This window comes from Arthrobacter sp. 05L421, assembly GCF_056397785.1.
Genome location: NZ_JBFTOC010000002.1, coordinates 15,920 through 32,912 on the forward strand (window position 1 = coordinate 15,920; position 16,993 = coordinate 32,912).

14 protein-coding genes are annotated in these 16,993 nt (G+C 68.7%); 13 read left to right on the forward strand and 1 reads right to left on the reverse strand.

The genetic code is table 11. The features are described 5' to 3' along the window. Window positions 1–55: 55 nt before the first annotated feature. Window positions 56–1,321: a PrsW family intramembrane metalloprotease gene (locus tag AC1DKQ_RS03025; RefSeq protein ID WP_476918185.1), complete on the reverse strand. Its 1,266-nt coding sequence runs from the start codon at window positions 1,319–1,321 to the stop codon at window positions 56–58. A 136-nt stretch (window positions 1,322–1,457) separates the two neighbouring features. On the opposite strand from AC1DKQ_RS03025, the gene pyrR reads away from it, so the two are divergent. The 13 genes from pyrR (at window position 1,458) to AC1DKQ_RS03090 (ending at window position 16,993) form a co-directional block, all read left to right on the forward strand. Beyond that, window positions 1,458–2,069 carry a bifunctional pyr operon transcriptional regulator/uracil phosphoribosyltransferase PyrR gene (gene pyrR / locus AC1DKQ_RS03030; RefSeq protein ID WP_476918186.1) on the forward strand — a complete coding sequence of 204 codons (612 nt, stop codon included), beginning with the start codon at window positions 1,458–1,460 and terminating at the stop codon, window positions 2,067–2,069. After that, window positions 2,066–3,130: an aspartate carbamoyltransferase catalytic subunit gene (locus tag AC1DKQ_RS03035; protein ID WP_476884692.1), complete on the forward strand. Its 1,065-nt coding sequence runs from the start codon at window positions 2,066–2,068 to the stop codon at window positions 3,128–3,130. Before pyrR ends, AC1DKQ_RS03035 begins: the two co-directional genes overlap by 4 nt. Continuing rightward, the gene (locus tag AC1DKQ_RS03040; protein WP_476884691.1) at window positions 3,130–4,515 is read left to right on the forward strand and encodes a dihydroorotase; all 1,386 of its coding nucleotides are present in this window, start codon (window positions 3,130–3,132) and stop codon (window positions 4,513–4,515) included. Before AC1DKQ_RS03035 ends, AC1DKQ_RS03040 begins: the two co-directional genes overlap by 1 nt. Continuing rightward, window positions 4,512–5,033, forward strand: coding sequence for a PH-like domain-containing protein (locus tag AC1DKQ_RS03045; protein ID WP_476918187.1), 522 nt, complete (start codon window positions 4,512–4,514; stop codon window positions 5,031–5,033). The genes AC1DKQ_RS03040 and AC1DKQ_RS03045 overlap by 4 nt, the downstream gene beginning before the upstream one ends. A 37-nt stretch (window positions 5,034–5,070) precedes the next feature. Next, window positions 5,071–6,324 carry a glutamine-hydrolyzing carbamoyl-phosphate synthase small subunit gene (carA, locus tag AC1DKQ_RS03050; protein ID WP_476918188.1) on the forward strand — a complete coding sequence of 418 codons (1,254 nt, stop codon included), beginning with the start codon at window positions 5,071–5,073 and terminating at the stop codon, window positions 6,322–6,324. Then, window positions 6,324–9,623, forward strand: coding sequence for a carbamoyl-phosphate synthase large subunit (gene carB, locus AC1DKQ_RS03055; RefSeq protein ID WP_476918189.1), 3,300 nt, complete (start codon window positions 6,324–6,326; stop codon window positions 9,621–9,623). Before carA ends, carB begins: the two co-directional genes overlap by 1 nt. Then, on the forward strand, window positions 9,616–10,482 hold the full coding sequence (gene pyrF / locus AC1DKQ_RS03060; RefSeq protein ID WP_476918190.1) for an orotidine-5'-phosphate decarboxylase: 867 nt from the start codon (window positions 9,616–9,618) through the stop codon (window positions 10,480–10,482). Before carB ends, pyrF begins: the two co-directional genes overlap by 8 nt. Before the next feature lie 197 nt (window positions 10,483–10,679). After that, entirely contained in the window at window positions 10,680–10,997 is a 318-nt protein-coding gene (gene mihF / locus AC1DKQ_RS03065; RefSeq protein ID WP_476884686.1) for an integration host factor, actinobacterial type, read from the forward strand. Between the two features lie 38 nt (window positions 10,998–11,035). Further along, window positions 11,036–11,608 (forward strand): guanylate kinase, encoded by a 573-nt coding sequence (gmk, locus tag AC1DKQ_RS03070; RefSeq protein WP_476884685.1) that lies wholly within the window; start codon window positions 11,036–11,038, stop codon window positions 11,606–11,608. Window positions 11,609–11,647: 39 nt separating this feature from the next. Then, on the forward strand, window positions 11,648–11,908 hold the full coding sequence (rpoZ, locus tag AC1DKQ_RS03075) for a DNA-directed RNA polymerase subunit omega (RefSeq protein WP_090581074.1): 261 nt from the start codon (window positions 11,648–11,650) through the stop codon (window positions 11,906–11,908). A 52-nt stretch (window positions 11,909–11,960) separates the two neighbouring features. Further along, entirely contained in the window at window positions 11,961–13,274 is a 1,314-nt protein-coding gene (locus AC1DKQ_RS03080) for a bifunctional phosphopantothenoylcysteine decarboxylase/phosphopantothenate synthase (protein WP_476918191.1), read from the forward strand. A gap of 77 nt (window positions 13,275–13,351) precedes the next feature. Further along, window positions 13,352–14,587: a methionine adenosyltransferase gene (gene metK / locus AC1DKQ_RS03085; RefSeq protein WP_277525877.1), complete on the forward strand. Its 1,236-nt coding sequence runs from the start codon at window positions 13,352–13,354 to the stop codon at window positions 14,585–14,587. Between the two features lie 171 nt (window positions 14,588–14,758). Then, window positions 14,759–16,993 carry a primosomal protein N' family DNA-binding protein gene (locus tag AC1DKQ_RS03090; RefSeq protein ID WP_476918192.1) on the forward strand — a complete coding sequence of 745 codons (2,235 nt, stop codon included), beginning with the start codon at window positions 14,759–14,761 and terminating at the stop codon, window positions 16,991–16,993.

The following is a 16,993-nucleotide window of genomic DNA, read 5'->3' on the forward strand; positions in this document are numbered from 1 at the left end:
AGGCCAGGCACCACGAAAGAACCCCGTCCAGGACAGTCTGGGCGGGGTTCTTTCGTTAGCCGACGACGGCGGTCCGGAGCGCGGCGATCTCGGCGAGCCGGTGCTGTTCATCGCGTTGGCACGCCGGCACGTCCCGGCCGGTGAGGATCCGTTGCCGGGTCAAGGCAAGCTGGGTGGCTGCATCGATCAAGGCCTTCATCTGTGCGTCCCGCCCGACGGACTTGGCCCAGCGCAGTGCGGAACGGCGGCCCGCGGCGGTGGCCAGCATTTCCACCTCAGCCGCGGTGAACCAGCCCGCGGCCTCGTATTCCTTGAGCCGCTGGCGGGTGAGCCTGCGCTCCGCAACGCGCAGCAGCACGATGACCAGGGCCGCCAACAGGAAAATGGGCACCTGCACCAGCACGTACTGGGCCAGGAAGTCCTGGCCCATGCTGTTCCAGCCGCTGTGCAGCAGCATCGCGGGGACGAGGCCGACGGCGAACGCCAGCACGCCCAGCCCGGTGTGCCCGCGGCGCACGGCGAGGCCCATGATCAGGCCGGTGGTTCCCGTGAAGATGGCGTGGGCGAAGGGGGACAGTACGCCGCGGAGGAAGAACACCATGGCGAGGTCCGTGCCGGGGTCGCTGGATTCGGCAATGGCACGGCCGAAGTAGAGGATGTTCTCGGTGAACGCGAAGCCGGCCGCGATGGTGAAGGCGAACACCACACCGTCCACCGGCCCGTTGAAGTGTCTCGGGGCGAAGATCAGGAGCATCAGCAGCCCCAGGGACTTAGCGAATTCCTCCACCACCGGTGCTTGGACCGTCACGGCGAAGGTCGTGTAGTCCAGCCCCGAGGCCGGCCCCGCCACCAGCGAAAAGTATGGCTGGATCAGCATGGTGACCGCGATGGAGACGGCAGCGCCCCAGACAAAGGCGAAAAGCAACAGCGGCTTGGGCTCAGGTTCCCAGCGGTCGATGAAGCGCACAGTCAACAGCACGGTCCCCAGCGGAATCAGGGAGGCGATGAAGCCAATGACAAAGCCGGAGATTCCGGTCCTGCCCAGGAGGAAGGGCAGGACCAGGAAGAGGCTGATGAAGGCGAGGAATCCGCCGGCCAGCACCAGGCCAGCGACGCCGGCGGAACGGCGGCCGCCCGGAACCGCCGGAGGAACCGCGGGCTGGAACGCCGGCTCGAATTGGCCACGGGGGTTGGCCGGGGCCCGCTGGTAATACGCCGGCCGGACATGTCCCAGCCACGTCGGGTTGGCCTGCTGGGGCAGCGGCCGCTGGCCGGAGGCGCCAAGGTAGTCCTGCCGGGGCCGTGGCTCGTTCGTCGTCATGGAGTCGAGCCTATGTCCGTGTGAGGTTAAACGCATTCCTGCGGCGGCGGACAGTCAGCCCCGCTGTGGTAATTTGAAAGAGCAAATAATCCTTTTTTAATTCCGTCCCGTGAGGCGGGGAAAGGGGAGACGAGCTTTGACTTCTGTGCCTTCAGCACCGGGTCCGGCAAAGGTGATGCTCACCCGGGTTGTCCTCAACCAGGCTGACATCGACCGCGCCCTCACTCGTATCGCCCACGAAATTCTCGAGGCCAACAAGGGCTCCCAGGACCTCGTCCTGCTGGGCATCCCGCGCCGGGGCTATCCCCTCGCCGTCCGCCTCGCCGCCAAAATAGCCGCCGCCGACCCCACCGTGGACGCCTCCGCGATTGTCGGCCAGCTCGACGTCACCATGTTCCGCGATGACCTCTCGCACCAACCCACCAGGCCGCCGTACCCCACTCAGCTCCCGCGCACCGGGATCGACAACAAAGTTGTTGTGTTGATCGACGACGTCCTCTACTCCGGGCGCACCATCCGCGCAGCCCTCGATGCCATCATCGACCTCGGCCGCCCGCGGATTGTCCGCCTCGCCGTGCTGATCGACCGTGGCCACCGGGAACTGCCCATCCGCGCGGACCACGTCGGCAAGAACCTGCCCACGTCCTCGTCCGAGAAGGTCCGCGTCCGCCTCGAGGAAACCGACACCGTGGACGGCGCCCCCGACGGCACACCCGTCAATGAAGTGGTCATCGAGGCCACCGCATGAGGCACCTGCTCTCCACCCAAGACTTGAGCCTGCAGGACGCCATCCGCATCCTGGACACCGCCGAGGAGATGGCGGCAGTGGGGGAGCGCGAGGTCAAAAAGCTCCCCGCCCTGCGCGGACGCACCGTGGTCAACCTGTTCTTCGAGGACTCCACCCGCACCCGGATCTCCTTCGAGGCCGCCGCCAAGCGGCTCTCCGCCGACGTCATCAACTTCGCCGCGAAAGGCTCCTCCGTCTCCAAGGGCGAGTCACTCAAGGACACCGCCCAGACGCTCGCCGCGATGGGCGCCGACGCCGTGGTCATCCGGCACTGGGCCTCCGGCGCCCCGCACCGGCTCGCCGCGACCGACTGGATCGACGCCGCCGTCATCAACGCCGGCGACGGCACCCACGAACATCCCACCCAGGCGCTGCTGGACGCGTTCACCATGCGCCGGCACTGGTCGAAGCTGGCCGGCACGCCGTCGGCCGGGGCCGACCTCAGAGGCATGCGCGTCGCCATCGCCGGCGACGTGCTCCACTCCCGGGTGGCGCGCTCCAACGTCTGGCTGCTGCGCACCCTCGGCGCCGAAGTCACCCTCGTCGCACCGCCCACCTTGCTGCCCATCGGCGTCGAAAAGTGGCCCTGCGCCGTTAGCTTCGACCTTGACGAGACCCTCGCGCAGGGCGTGGACGCCATGATGATGCTCCGGGTCCAGGGCGAACGGATGAATGCATCCTTCTTCCCGACCACCCGCGAGTACTCGCGCCGCTGGGGCTTCGACGACAACCGGCTCCGGGCCCTCGACAGCCTCGGGCTCAAGGACACCATCATCATGCACCCGGGTCCGATGAACCGCGGCCTGGAAATCTCCGCGGCCGCAGCCGACTCGCCCCGCTCCACCGTGCTGGCGCAGGTCCGCAACGGTGTCTCCATCCGCATGGCGGCACTGTACCTGCTGCTGTCCGGCGAACACCGCGAACCGGCCCCGGCAGCGGTTAGGGCCTCTGCGGCCGCGCCTGCATCCGCGGCCAACGCCGCCACTCCGAACATCACTTATTCCCACCAGGAGATCCACTGATGGCCGAACAGCAACAGCACGCAGTCAACAGCGGCGCCTACCTCATCCGGGGCGCCTCGATCCTGGGCGGAGCAGCCGAGGACCTCCTGATCCGGGACGGCGTGATCGCCGCCCGCGGGCAGTTGGACGCCGACGGTGCCGGGGTGAGGGGTGCCACAGTAATTGACGCCGCCGGCCTCGTCGCGCTCCCGGGCATGGTGGACATCCACACTCACCTGCGCGAACCCGGCCGCGAGGACGCCGAAACCGTCGAAACCGGCACCCGCGCCGCCGCCCTCGGCGGCTATACGGCCGTCCACGCGATGGCCAACAGCACCCCGGTGGCGGACACCGCCGGCGTCGTCGAACAAGTCCTCACCCTTGGCCGGACCGCCGGCTGGGTGGACGTCCGCCCGGTGGGAGCCGTCACCGTGGGGCTCGCGGGGGAGCAGCTCGCCGAACTCGGCGCCATGGCCGACTCCCGCGCCCACGTCCGGGTCTTCTCCGACGACGGCATCTGCGTGCACGATCCCGTGCTGATGCGCCGCGCCCTCGAATACGTCAAGGCGTTCGACGGCGTCGTGGCCCAGCACGCGCAGGAACCCCGCCTCACCGCCGGCGCCCAGATGAACGAGGGCGAGGTCTCCGCCGTCCTGGGCCTGGCCGGCTGGCCGGCCGTCGCCGAAGAAAGCATCATCGCCCGGGACGTGCTGCTGGCCCAGCATGTCGGCTCCCGCCTGCACGTGTGCCATGTCTCCACGGCCGGGTCCGTGGAAATCATCCGCTGGGCCAAGTCCCGCGGCGTCAACGTCACGGCCGAGGTCACCCCGCACCACCTCTGGCTCACGGATGAGCTCGCCCGCAGCTACGACCCCGTCTACAAGGTCAACCCGCCGCTGCGCACCGACGCCGATGTCCAGGCCCTCCGCGCCGCCTTGGCCGACGGCACGATCGACGTCGTCGGCACCGACCACGCCCCGCACCCCAGCGAACACAAGGAATGCGAGTGGGCGCAGGCTGCCATGGGCATGACCGGGCTGGAAACCGCGCTCTCCGTGGTGCAGCACACCATGATCGAATCCGGCCTGATGGGCTGGGAAGACTTCGCCCGCGTGACTTCCACGGCGCCGGCCGCCATCGGCCGGGTCCAGGACCAGGGCCGCCCGCTCGAGGCCGGAGAGCCAGCCAACGTCACACTCGTGGACCCGGCTGCGCGCTGGACGGTGGACCCTTCTAAGATGGCAACCATGGGCCGTAACTCTCCGTTTGCCGGCCGGGAACTGCCCGGGAAGGTGATGGCGACGTTCTTCAAGGGCCACCCGACCGTTCTCGACGGAAAACTCAACACCCCGTACCGGTGGCCGGCCGACGCTGTCGACGCCGGACCGGCGGGCCGCCGCCCATGACGGTCAAGGACCTTTCCCTGCTCTTCACGCTGGTCCTGACCGGTGTCGCGCTTGTCCTCATCGCGGTCGGCTGGCGCAACCGCCTGCGCCGCCAGTCCGACGTCGAGCCCCTCCCCGAGGTTCCCGCCGAGCTCGGCGCCCCGCTGGCCGCGGCCGACGGCCAGTACGTCGCGTCCACCACCGCCGGCGACTGGCTGGACCGGATCGCCGTGCACAATCTGGGCATCCGCACCAACGCCACGCTCAGCGTGCACCCCGAAGGCGTTTTGTTTGAGCGCGCGGGCGCCGGCCCGGTGTTCATCCCGGCCCCACGCCTCACCGGTGTGCGGCAGGAAAGCGGCATGGCCGGAAAGTTCGTCGAGAAGGACGGCCTGCTGGTGCTGAGCTGGATGCTCGGTTCCCACGAGCTGGACACCGGTTACCGGACCCGCCGTGCCGAGGACAAGAACGTCCTCCTCACCACCCTCCAAGATTTGATCTCCGCAGCCCCTCAGGCAGAAGCCGATAGTGGAAAGTAACGACGTGACGGAAGCCAACGAAGTGTCAGAAGAAGCAGTGTCAGAAACAGCAGTGACGGAAGAAACAGTGACAGCAACGCCCGCTGCAGCGGCATCCACCCCCGCAGTCCTCGTGCTCGAGGACGGCCGGATTTTCCGCGGCACCAGCTACGGCGCCACCGGAACGGCGCTCGGCGAGGCGGTCTTCGCGACCGGCATGACCGGCTACCAGGAGACCATCACAGACCCCTCCTACGCACGCCAGCTCGTGGTCCAGACCGCGCCGCACATCGGCAACACAGGCGTCAACACCGACGACGCCGAGTCCCGCCGCATCTGGGTAGCCGGCTACATCGTCCGCGACGCCGCGCGCCGGCCCTCCAACTGGCGTTCCGAACGGTCCCTGGACGATGAGCTCGTTGAGCAGGGGATCGTCGGGATCCAGGGCGTCGACACCCGCGCCATCACCCGGCACCTGCGCGAACACAAGACCATGCGCGCCGGCATCTTTTCGGGCGACGCCGCCCGCGCCACGGACAAGGAACTCGTCGACGCCGTCCTGGCCAGCGCGCCGATGGAAGGCTCACGGCTCGCCGAGGAAGTCAGCGTGGACGCCGCGTACACCGTGGAGCCCAAGGACTTCGGCTGGGACGGCGAGCCGCGGTTCAACATCGCCGCCATCGACTTGGGCATCAAACGCATGACCCCTGTCCGCTTCGCCGAGCGCGGTGTCCGGGTGCACGTGCTGCCCGCCACGGCGACCCTCGCCGACGTCCAGGCGGTCAACCCCGACGGCTTCTTCATGTCCAACGGCCCCGGCGACCCCGCCACCGCGGACAACCAGGTCACGCTGCTGCGCTCCGTGCTCGACGAGAAGATCCCGTACTTCGGGATCTGCTTCGGCAACCAGATCCTGGGCCGGGCCCTCGGGTTCGGGACCTACAAGCTGCGCTACGGCCACCGCGGCATCAACCAGCCCGTAATGGACCGCCGCACCGGCAAGGTCGAAATCACCTCGCAGAACCACGGGTTCGCCGTCGACGCTCCGCTCAACGGCGCCACGCAGGCCCCCGAGGAACGCTTCGGCCGCGTCGAGGTCAGCCACGTGAGCCTCAACGACGACGTCGTCGAAGGACTCGCCTGCCTCGACATCCCTGCCTTCTCCGTGCAGTACCACCCCGAAGCGGCCGCCGGGCCGCACGACGCCGCCTACCTCTTCGACCGCTTCATCGAACTGATGGCGGACGCTTCTTCAAAGACAGAGACAGGCACACAGACTGCCACCGATTCCAAGACTGAGGATAAGAAGTAATGCCCAAGAGAACTGACCTCAAGAGCGTCATGGTCATCGGGTCCGGCCCGATCGTGATCGGCCAGGCAGCCGAATTCGACTACTCCGGCACCCAGGCACTACGCGTCCTCAAGGAGGAAGGCCTGCGGGTCATCCTCGTCAACTCCAACCCGGCCACCATCATGACGGACCCCGAGTTCGCGGACGCCACCTACATCGAGCCGATCACCCCCGAAGTGGTCGAGAAGATCATCGCCAAGGAGCGCCCCGACGCGCTGCTGCCAACCCTGGGCGGCCAGACGGCGCTCAACACGGCCATCGCGTTGGACAAGAACGGCGTCCTGGAGAAGTACAACGTCGAGCTGATCGGCGCCAACATTGCCGCGATCGAGCTCGGCGAGGACCGCGAGAAGTTCAAGGGCGTCGTGGAGCGCTGCGGCGCCGAATCGGCCCGCAGCCACATCATCCACACCATTGACGTGGCCCTCGCGGCAGCCGAAGACCTCGGTTACCCGATGGTCGTCCGGCCCTCCTTCACCATGGGCGGCCTCGGCTCCGGGCTGGCCTACGACGAGGCAGACCTCCGCCGGATCGTCGGCCAGGGGCTGCAGTACAGCCCCACGTCCGAGGTCCTGCTCGAAGAGAGCATCCTCGGCTGGAAGGAATACGAGCTCGAGATGATGCGGGACAAGAACGACAACGTCGTTGTGGTCTGCTCCATCGAGAACTTCGACCCGGTCGGCGTGCACACCGGCGACTCGATCACCGTCGCCCCGGCCCTGACTCTCACGGACCGCGAATACCAGCGGCTGCGTGACATCTCCATCGCCGTCATCCGAGAAGTCGGCGTCGACACCGGCGGCTGCAACATCCAGTTCGCCGTCGAGCCGGACACCGGCCGCGTCGTCGTGATCGAAATGAACCCGCGCGTCTCCCGCTCCTCCGCCCTCGCCTCGAAGGCCACCGGCTTCGCGATCGCCAAGATCGCCACCAAGCTGTCCCTCGGCTACACCCTGGACGAGATCCCGAACGACATCACCCAGAAGACCCCGGCGTCCTTCGAACCGACCCTGGACTACGTGGTGGTGAAGGTCCCGCGCTTCGCCTTCGAGAAGTTCCCGGCGGCGGACCCCACCTTGACCACCACCATGAAATCGGTGGGCGAGGCGATGGCCATGGGCAGGAACTTCACCGAGGCGCTGCAGAAGGCCCTGCGCTCCCTGGAGCAGAAGGGCTCCCAGCTGGACTTCAGCCACGTCCCGGAATGGGAAGTCGCCGAGCTGATCGAGAAGTCCAAGCGTCCCACCACCGACCGCCTGCACCAGGTCCAGCGCGCCCTGCTCGGCGGCGCCACCGTGGAACAGCTCTTCGAAGCCACCAAGATCGATCCCTGGTACCTGGACCAGCTCCAGCTGCTGAACGAAATCTCCCTCGAAATCCGGCAGGCCGCCGCGCTGACTCCGGAGATGCTGACACGCGCCAAGCGCCACGGCTTCTCCGACGAGCAAATCGGTGCCCTGACCCACAACTCCGAGGACGTCGTCCGCGGCGTCCGGCAGGCCCTCGGCATCCGTCCCGTCTACAAGACCGTGGACACCTGCGCGGCCGAGTTCGCCGCCTACACCCCGTACCACTACTCCTCCTATGACGAGGAGGACGAGGTCGCGCTGCACGCCAAGCCGTCCATCATCATCCTCGGGTCCGGCCCCAACCGGATCGGCCAGGGCATCGAGTTCGACTACTCCTGCGTCCACGCCTCGATGGCGCTGCGCAGGGCCGGCTACGAGACCGTGATGGTCAACTGCAACCCGGAAACGGTCTCCACGGACTACGACGTCTCCACCCGGCTCTACTTCGAGCCGCTGACCCTGGAGGACGTGCTCGAGGTCATCGCGGCCGAGGAGCGCACCGGCGGCGTCATGGGCGTCTTCGTCCAGCTCGGCGGCCAGACCCCGCTGAAACTGGCCCAGCAGCTCGCCGACGCCGGCGTGCCGATCCTTGGCACCTCCCCGGAGGCGATCGACCTCGCCGAACACCGGGGCGCCTTCTCCCGCGTGCTCGACAAGGCCGGACTCGTCTCGCCGAAGAACGGCACCGCCGTGTCCTTCGAGGACGCCAAGAAGATCGCCGACGAGATCGGCTACCCGGTCCTGGTCCGCCCGTCCTACGTCCTCGGCGGCCGCGGCATGGAGATCGTCTACGACGAGCCCAACCTCTCCCGCTACATCGCCAACGCCACCGAAATCACCCCGGACCACCCGGTGTTGATCGACCGCTTCCTCGAGGACGCCGTCGAGATCGACGTCGACGCTCTCTACGACGGCACGGAGATGTACCTCGGCGGCATCATGGAGCACATCGAGGAGGCCGGCATCCACTCCGGCGACTCGGCTTGCGTGCTGCCGCCCATCACCCTGGGCAGCAACGTCCTGGAACGGGTCCGGACCGCCACCCTGGCGATCGCCGAGGGCGTGGGCGTCCGCGGCCTGATCAACATTCAGTTCGCCCTGGCCTCCGACGTGCTCTACGTCCTCGAAGCCAACCCGCGCGCCTCACGGACCGTGCCGTTCGTCTCCAAGGCCACCGGCGTCCAGATGGCGAAGGCGGCAGCCCTGATCGGCACCGGCGTCACCATCAACCAGCTCCGCAGCGCGTACAAGATGCTGCCGGAGACCGGCGACGGCTCCTCCTTGCCGCTGGACGCACCGGTCTCGGTCAAGGAAGCCGTGCTGCCGTTCAGCCGCTTCCGCACCCCCGAGGGCAAGGTGGTCGACTCCCTGCTCGGCCCGGAAATGCGCTCCACCGGTGAGGTTATGGGCATCGACAAGCACTTCGACACGGCCTTCGCCAAGAGCCAGGCGGCCGCCAACAACGCGCTGCCCACCGAGGGCAAGATCTTCGTCTCGGTCGCGAACCGGGACAAGCGCTCGGTCATCATGGGCGTCAAGCGGCTCTCGGACCTCGGCTTCGAGATCGTCTCCACCGGCGGCACGGCCGACGTCCTGCGCCGCAACGGCATCCAGGCCACCCCGGTCCGGAAGGTCGCCGAGGGCTCCAGCGCCGAAGGCGAAGGCACCATCGCCGACCTCATCATCGCCGGCGAGATCGACATGGTCTTCAACACCCCCTCCGGTGGCGAGGCCCGCAGCGACGGCTACGAACTGCGTGCCGCCGCAACGTCGATCGGCATCCCGTGCATCACCACGGTGGCCGAGTTCAATGCCGCCGTCCAGGCCATCGAGGCGCTGCGCACCTACGAATGGTCCGTCACGAGCCTGCAGGAGCACGCCGCGAACCTGAAGGCCCTGCAGGATGCCTGAGGCATCCACTCCGCGAACGCCCGGCCGGGAGTCGTTCGGCTCCCGGCTGGGGCGGGCCATGGCGGAGCGCGGCCCGCTGTGCGTCGGCATCGACCCGCACCCGGCGCTGCTGCAGCGCTGGGGGCTGACTGACGACGCCGCCGGGCTGGAACGCTTCTCGCTGACCGTCCTGGAGGCCGTGGGCTCCCTCGCTGCCGCGGTGAAGCCGCAGGTAGCGCTGTACGAGCGGCACGGCTCGGCGGGAATCGCCGTGCTCGAACGGACCCTGGCCGGGGCTGCGGAACACTCCGTGCTGAGCATCGCGGACGCCAAACGCGGCGACATCGGCTCCACCATGGCCGCGTACGCCGACGCGTGGCTGCGGGACGGCTCGGCCCTGGCGGCGGATTCGGTCACGCTGAGCCCGTACCTGGGCTTTGAGTCGCTCCGGCCCGCCCTGGACCTGGCGGCCGAGACCGGTCGCGGCGTGTTCGTCCTCGCGCTGACCTCGAACCCGGAGGGCGCCTCCGTCCAGCACGTCGGCGGAGCGGACTCCGTCGCGCGGCGGATCACGGAAGCGGCCGCGGCGGAGAACCGCCGCTACGACGGCCCCCTCGGTTCGGTGGGCCTGGTGGTCGGCGCCACGGTGGGCTCAGCTCTCACCGCACTCGATCTGGACCTGGCGGCGGTCCGCGGGCCCATCCTGGCCCCCGGCCTGGGTGCGCAGGGCGCAACGGCGGCGGACCTGCGCCGCACTTTCGGCGCGGCTTATTCCCAGGTTCTGGGCACCTCGAGCCGGGACATCCTCGGCGCCGGACCGCAGCTGCAGTCCCTCCGGGATGCCGCACGGCGCACTCTCGACGAACTCCTCGCCGCCTAGCGGCAGCCGGGACGCCGGCCCGGGTCCGGGACTCCCGGGCCCGGGCCGAGCGCTTTGCGGACGCCGGCCAGTTTCGGCATCTGAGTTCTTTCCGTGCCGGGGCGTTAGCAGATTTCCATTGATTTCTGTCGCCGCCAGACGGTAGGTTCGGGGCAAGGGCGTGAGTGCCCCGTCCCGCCATGCAGGGAGGACTTCCAGTGAGTTTGAGACCCCTCACTCCGCAGGAGCGTTCCGACGCCCTCCGCAAGGCCGCTGCCGCAAGGGCCACCAGGGCCGAGGCAAAAGAGCGCCTCAAGACGGGGGAACTGTCTATTGCCAAAGTCATCAGTGCCGCCGAAAGCGACGACGCCATTGCCCGCATGCGAATCGTGGAGCTGCTCGAAGCCCTCCCCGGGATCGGCAGGGTCCGGGCGGCGGCCATCATGGACCAGCTTGGCATCGCGCAATCCCGACGGGTCCGCGGCCTGGGAATCCACCAGCGCCGCGCGCTGGTAGATTTTATTGACGACAAATAGCTCGCTCCGCCGAGCTGCCCCCACCGCCAAAGGAATATGTGAGCAAGAAACCGGGACTGACAGTCCTCGCCGGCCCGACGGCTGTTGGCAAAGGCACCGTGTCCACCTACATCCGGGACAACTACCCCGAGGTGTGGCTGTCTGTTTCGGCTACCACCCGGGCTCCGCGGCCCGGGGAGATCGACGGAGTGCACTATTACTTCAAGTCGAAGGAGGAGTTCGAGTCCCTGGTGGCTGCAGGCGAATTCCTCGAATGGGCCGTGGTGCATGGACAGAACACCTATGGCACTCTGAAGAGCACGGTCAACGAGGCCATCGCCGACGGCCGCCCGGTGCTTCTGGAAATCGATCTGCAGGGAGCGCGCCAGGTAAGGCAGGCCGTTCCGGAGGCGCAGTTCGTGTTTCTGGCGCCCCCGAGCTGGGACGAATTAGTGCGCCGACTTGTGGGCCGCGGCACGGAAAGTGCCGAGGAACAGCGGCGGCGGCTGGAAACCGGTAAAGTAGAGCTTGCTGCTGAACCGGAGTTCGACCATACCGTCATCAACGACGACGTTCGCCGGGCAGCGGACGAGCTTGTTTCACTCATGGGGCTGACCCCCCACCCGCACTAGCTGCGGGAAGCCATCAGCCCGTTAGAATTTGGAGAATTCGTGTCCACGAACCTTGAAGGCATCATCAACCCGCCGATCGACGAGCTGCTGAAGGCCGCCGACTCGAAGTACGGACTGGTGATTTTCGGTGCCAAGCGCGCACGCCAGATCAACGCGTACTACGCCCAGCTGCACGAGGGCCTCTTCGAGTACGTTGGCCCGCTGGTCGACACCAAGCTGAACGAGAAGTCCCTGTCGATCGCTCTGCGAGAGATCAACGAAGGCAAGCTCGTCTCCACGCCGATCGAAGCCGCAGAGTAATTCCCTCCGCGGGAAGAGCCAAGTAAACAGACTGCCTGCTGACGGAGATCACGTGCGCATAGTCCTCGGAGTCGGGGGAGGGATTGCCGCCTACAAGGTGGCGTCGCTCCTCCGGCTTTTTACTGAAGCCGGGCACGACGTCACGGTCATCCCCACCGAGGCGGCCACCCGCTTCGTCGGCGTCGCCACATGGGAGGCCCTTTCCGGGCACCCGGTGAGCAACAGTGTGTTCGACGCCGTCCACACGGTCAACCACGTTCGGCTCGGCCACGAGGCCGAACTGATCGTCGTGGCCCCCGCCACGGCCGATCTCCTGGCCCGTGCGGCCACCGGACAGGCCGATGACCTCCTCACCAACACCCTGCTGATGGCCGGCGACTGCCCGGTGCTCATGGCCCCGGCCATGCACACCGAAATGTGGCAGCACCCCGCCACCGCGGCCAACGTTGAAACCCTGCGCAGCCGCGGCGTCACCGTGCTGGAACCCGCGAGCGGCCGCCTGACCGGCGCCGACTCCGGTCCCGGCCGGCTTCCCGAACCCGAGGCGATCTTCACCGCCGCTATGGCCCTCGCCGGCGCAACTGTTGCCGCGGCGGGGGAGCCGGCCGGCGCGGCCGAGCCGGACGTCGACGCTGTCCTGGCCGCCGGTCCGTCCGCTGCGCCGTTGGCGGTCCTGCCGTTGGCCGGTCTGACTGTGACCGTCAGTGCCGGCGGCACTAGGGAACCGCTGGACCCCGTGCGGTTCCTGGGCAACCGCTCCTCGGGCAAGCAGGGCGTGGCCCTGGCCTCGGCCGCCCTCGGGGCCGGCGCCCGCGTCCGCCTGCTGGCCGCCCACATGGAGGTCCCGGCACCCGCCGGCGTCGAGGTCGTCCAGGTCGAGACTGCCCTCGAGTTGCGGAAGGCTGCACTGCACGCCGCCGCCGACTCCGACGTCGTCATCATGGCCGCCGCCGTCGCGGACTTCCGCCCGGCGGACGTCTCCGGGACCAAGATCAAGAAGCGCGACGACGTCGCCGATCCCGTGATCAATCTGGTGCGCAATCCGGACATCCTGCGGGAACTGGTGGAGGTCCGCGACGCCGCGTCGCGGGACCAGCTGATCGTCGGCTTTGCCGCCGAAACAGGCGACGCCGGGGGCGACGTCCTCGAGTATGCCCGGGCCAAGCTGCAGCGGAAAGCCTGTGACCTGCTGGTCGTCAACCAGGTGGGTCGGGACAAGGTCTTTGGCGAAGACACGAACTCCGTAGTCATCCTTTCCCGCGACGGCTCCGAAGCCCAAGAGGCGTCGGGTTCCAAATCCGACGTCGCGGCTGCCGTGATCGACCGGATCAGCGCCGAGCTGAGCCGGGCTGTACCGCCGGCATAGCCCGGCGTAACCAACATCTCCTTAGCACGGGGACACATGCCGCCGGACGTCCGTTTTCCAACCAGTAAGGTAGTTGAGTGACTTTACCGCTGCACATCCCCGCCTTCCACGGGTCCACGCCCGCCGCACTCCGGCTCTTCACGTCCGAGTCGGTGACGGAGGGCCATCCCGACAAGATCTGTGACCAGATCAGCGATGCGATCCTCGACGCCCTGCTCGCCAAAGACCCCGAGTCCCGGGTTGCCGTGGAGACGCTGGCCACCACCGGGCTGGTCCACGTGGCCGGCGAGGTCACCACCGACGCTTACGTCGAGATCCCGCAGATTGTCCGGGAAACCATCCTGGGCATCGGGTACGATTCTTCGGCCAACGGCTTCGACGGCGCCCGTTGCGGCGTCTCGGTGTCCATCGGCCAGCAGTCCAACGACATCGCCGGCGGCGTGTTCAACTCGCTCGAAGCCCGCGAGGGACGCCAGGAGGACGACTACGACCTCCAGGGCGCAGGCGACCAGGGACTCATGTTCGGCTACGCCAGCGACGAGACGCCGTCCTACATGCCCGTGCCGATCTGGCTCGCGCACCGGCTCTCCGAGCGCCTGACCGAGGTCCGCAAGAACGGCGAACTCGCCTACTTGCGCCCGGACGGCAAGACCCAGGTCACGGTGGGCTACGACGGCGACCGGCCGGTCTCGGTCGAGACTGTCGTCATCTCCAGCCAGCACGCAGAAGGCACCAGCCTCGACCGGCTCAGGGCTGACCTCGCCGAGCACGTGGTGGGACCGGTCATGGCGCTGTCCAACCTGGACACCTCACGGGCCCACAACATCCTGAACCCCGCAGGGGCCTTTGTCATTGGCGGCCCGGTGGGCGACGCCGGCCTCACCGGCCGCAAAATCATCGTCGACACCTACGGCGGCATGGCCCGCCACGGCGGCGGCGCTTTCTCCGGCAAGGATCCGTCGAAGGTGGACCGCTCGGCCGCATACGCCATGCGCTGGGTCGCCAAGAACGTGGTGGCCGCTGGCCTGGCCAAGCGAGCCGAAATCCAGATCGCCTACGCGATCGGGCAGGCCCGCCCGGTGGGAACCTACGTCGAGACGTTCGGAACCGAAACCGTGGACCCGGCGCGGATCAGCGCCGCGATCGCCGAGATCTTCGACCTGCGCCCCCGCGCCATCATCGATGCCCTCGACCTTAAGCGCCCGATCTACGCCAAGACCGCCGCCCACGGGCACTTCGGCCGCGAAGACCCGGACTTCACCTGGGAACGCCTGGACCGGGTGGACGAGCTGAAGGCGTTCTTTAACGCCTGAGGCCAGGCCCACACCGTCCGAAGCCCCTTGTTGGGTTGTGGATGGTGAGAATTGTCAGTCCTGTGTGATGTGCTGTAGCCAGGCCGCCCTCCGGTGGCCTGGCTACATGCAATTTAGCCGGTTCATATTTAGCCGTGGCGTTGTCGAACGATCCCAAGGGAGGTGCGAGCCGTGAGTCCCAATCCTGCCGGCGGCGCGTCCGGTAAGCCCCAGCAGCTGTCCCTGCTCCAGGGCTTTCCCGCCTCCGCCGCGGAAGCGTCGGGTCCCGCCCTTGCCGCACAGTTGCCGGTGGCGCGGGTGCTGATCGAATCCTCGCTGCCCCACCTGGACCGGCCTTTCGATTACAGCGTGCCTGCCGCCCTCGACGCCGCGGCCGCGCCCGGCGCGCGGGTCAAGGTCAAGTTCAACGGGCAGGAACTGGCCGGCTACCTGCTGGAACGAACCGCCGGGTCCGATGCCGGCCACCCGCTCGTGCCGCTGCACAAAGTGCTCTCGCCCGTCCCGGTCCTGACCCCTGCGGTGGCCGAGCTCGCCGGCCGGATCGCCGCACGGTACGCCGGAACCGTCAGCGATGTCCTGCGCGTTGCCGTGCCGCCCCGCATGGCCAAACTGGAAAAGGAATTCGCCCCTGACGGCCGGCTCGACCCCGAGCTGTTTGGTACTGAGATGTTCGGTGTTGCGACTGCCGTGTCGCTTCCGTCGCCTGCCGCGGGCAGCGCCTGGGCCACGTACCGCAACGGTCCGGCGTTCATCGCCCACCTCGCCGCGGGGGAGTCGCCCCGGGCAGTGCTGACCGCCCTGCGGGGGTACGGGCCCGGGGGCTGGCCGCGGATGGTCGCCGAGGCGGTGGCGGCCGTGCGGATCTCCGGCCGCGGCGCCGTCGTGGTGGTGCCCGACTATCGGGACCTCGACCGTGTGGAGTCTGCCCTGCTGGAGCTCCTTCCTGCCGGCGACGTCGCCCGGCTTACCGCGGACGACGGCCAGACGCCGCGCTACCGGAGTTTCCTGCGTGTCCTCAGCGGCGCGGCCGGGGTGGCCGTGGGCACGCGGTCCGCTGCCTACGCGCCGGTGCGGAACCTCGGGCTCGTGGTCTGCTGGGACGACGGCGATGACCTCCACATCGAACAGCGCTCCCCGTACGCGCACTCCCGCGAGGTCCTCCTGCTCCGCGCGGGCCAGGAGGGCGCCGCGTGCCTGCTCGCGGCCCATTCGCGCAGCACCGAAACGGAACGGCTGGTCGCCTCCGGCTGGGCGCAGGCCGTGGAAGCGGAACGAACCGTCCTCCGGCGCACCGTCCCGCGCGTCCTGAACACGGCGGACAGCTACGAACTCGAGCATGACCCGCTCGCCCGCATCGCCCGCCTCCCCGGCGCGGCCTGGCGGGCTGCCAAGGAGGGCCTGGAACGGGGTCCGGTCCTGGTCCAGGTGGCCCGGGCCGGGTACGCCCCCTCACTGGTGTGCGAAACCTGCCGGGAACCGGCGCGCTGCACCGCCTGCAGCGGGCCCTTGGCGATCGCCGGTCCGGGCGGGAGCAGCGCCGTACCGCAATGCCGCTGGTGCTCGGCCCCCGCCCCGGCCTGGCGCTGCGGCACATGCAACGGTGCCCGCCTCCGCCGTGGCGCCACGGGCGCCCTCCGCACGGCGGAGGAGCTGGGCCGGGCCTTCCCGGGAAAACCGGTCATCACCTCCTCCGGGGACCAGATCAAGGCCACCGTTCCGGAGACGGCCGCCCTCGTGGTTGCCACTGTCGGTGCCGAACCCGTAGCCACCGGCGGGTACGCCGCGGCGCTGCTGCTCGACGGCGACTCGCTGCTGCGCCGGGAAAACCTGAGGGCGGGGGAGGACGCAGTCCGCCGCTGGTTCAACGCCGCAGCCCTGGTGCGGCCGGCGCACGACGGCGGGCTGGTGGTCATCACCGCCGACGACGCCGCCGGCGTTGGCGCCCTCTTGCGCTGGGATCCCGCCGGGTACGCCAGTCGGGAGCTGGCTCTGCGGCAGGAGCTGCAGCTGCCGCCCGCCGTGCGGGTTGCCTCCGTCACCGGCGGCAGGACCGCCGTCGGCCATTTCACCGATGCCATTGCGCAGCGGCTGGCGGCGCAGGGTACCGTCCTCCGGATGGCCGGTCCCGCGCCCCTCATCCTGCCGGCTGCCGCGGGGGCCGGCCGCACAGCGTCACGGGAATCAGCGTCACGGGAATCAGTGTCACGGGAATCAGCGCCACGGGATGCTGCGCTACGGGACTCGCCGCCGCGGGAGGCCGGCGAGGAAGTCCGGACCCTGCTGTTCATCCCCTACGCCCAGGCCGCGGACGCCACGGCCGTCATGCGGGCCGTCAAGGCCGCGGCCGCAGCCAAGCGCAGCGACGACCCGGTGCAGCTGCGCCTGGACGGCGTGGACGTCCTCTAG

Bases quoted from the DNA above. Each gene is read 5' to 3' on its own strand.
- pyrF (WP_476918190.1), top strand. From the start codon at position 9,616: ATGCCTGAGGCATCCACTCCGCGAACGCCCGGCCGGGAGTCGTTCGGC.
- AC1DKQ_RS03045 (WP_476918187.1), top strand. From the start codon at position 4,512: ATGACGGTCAAGGACCTTTCCCTGCTCTTCACGCTGGTCCTGACCGGT.
- AC1DKQ_RS03035 (WP_476884692.1), top strand. From the start codon at position 2,066: ATGAGGCACCTGCTCTCCACCCAAGACTTGAGCCTGCAGGACGCCATC.
- AC1DKQ_RS03040 (WP_476884691.1), top strand. From the start codon at position 3,130: ATGGCCGAACAGCAACAGCACGCAGTCAACAGCGGCGCCTACCTCATC.
- AC1DKQ_RS03025 (WP_476918185.1), bottom strand. From the start codon at position 1,321: ATGACGACGAACGAGCCACGGCCCCGGCAGGACTACCTTGGCGCCTCC.
- carB (WP_476918189.1), top strand. From the start codon at position 6,324: ATGCCCAAGAGAACTGACCTCAAGAGCGTCATGGTCATCGGGTCCGGC.